Below are 1070 nucleotides of genomic sequence, written 5' to 3'. Positions count from 1 at the left end.
TGACTCAGACCGGTGTTTATGTCGGCGATGATCCTTCGGTTTTAGCATCCTACACGAAGTGGGCTGGCAACACCCCCAGCAACGTCCTCCACTTCCTGAACAATGACAGCTGGGCCGGCTTTGACAGTTCCGTCCCGTGGGCTGCTGGCCTGTGGAAGGGGGCCGCGGTCGGCAACATCTGGGGCGTGCCGCTCACCGTTTGGGGCACCTCGCTCGAGCAGGTCGCCACGGGCGCCTACAACGATCACTTCCTCAAGGCCGCTCAGGCGCTCGCCCAGACGCATCCGAGCAGTGACGGCAATCTTTACATCCGGGTCGGCTGGGAGTTCAACGGCGGCTGGATGCCCTGGGCCGCCGCCGGCCATGAGGATGCGTTCGTCAAGGCGTTCCAAGAACTCGTGACGACGTTCCGTTCGGTGTCCAGCAACTTTAAGTTCGTCTGGGATACCACCAACGACGGCGGCAACATGGATCCCGCTAAAGCCTATCCAGGCGACAAGTATGTCGACGTCATCGGGACAGACGTTTACTACTCACCGGAGTACGACTCCTGGGATGCCAAGGCTGGCTTCCAGCACGATGTGGCACGAGATTACGGGCTGCAGTGGCAGCAGGATTTTGCCGCCGCCCACGGCAAGCCAACTGCCCTCAGCGAATGGGGTATCGCCTCCGACAATGCCGGTGATTATATCAAGGGGGTGACCAAGTGGATGGCGGACCACAACATGGTCTACGGCAACTACTGGAACGCCGAGACGAATGACTACGATGGCGTGCTCAGCAATGGTCACAATCCCAATGCGGGCGCCGCCTACAAGACGGCGGTCAGCAGCCTGACGGATACCACCCCGGCTGCCGCACCAGCGGCTCACCTGACCTCGGCTGCATCTCCGGTCGCGGGCGACACCTTTGTGTTCCGCGTGTCGGGCGACAGCTACCAGGGTGATCCGCACTTCCAGGTGCTGGTGGACGGCCATCAGATCGGCGGCACACTCACCACCAGCGCGTCGCATGCGGCAGGCCAGACGCAGGACATCACCCTCACGGGCCAGTTCGGCACGGGTGCGCAC

General features: G+C 62.3%; 1 protein-coding gene. It reads left to right on the top strand.

What is annotated here, in order from left to right:
- Window positions 1-1070, top strand: a 1070-nt coding sequence (locus MKK64_RS02045) for a glycosyl hydrolase (protein WP_243932052.1), incomplete at both ends; no start/stop codon positions are given.

The organism is Methylobacterium sp. E-025 (assembly GCF_022829705.1).
Taxonomy (GTDB): domain Bacteria; phylum Pseudomonadota; class Alphaproteobacteria; order Rhizobiales; family Beijerinckiaceae; genus Methylobacterium.
This window is presented reverse-complemented; position numbering and strand designations above follow the sequence as displayed.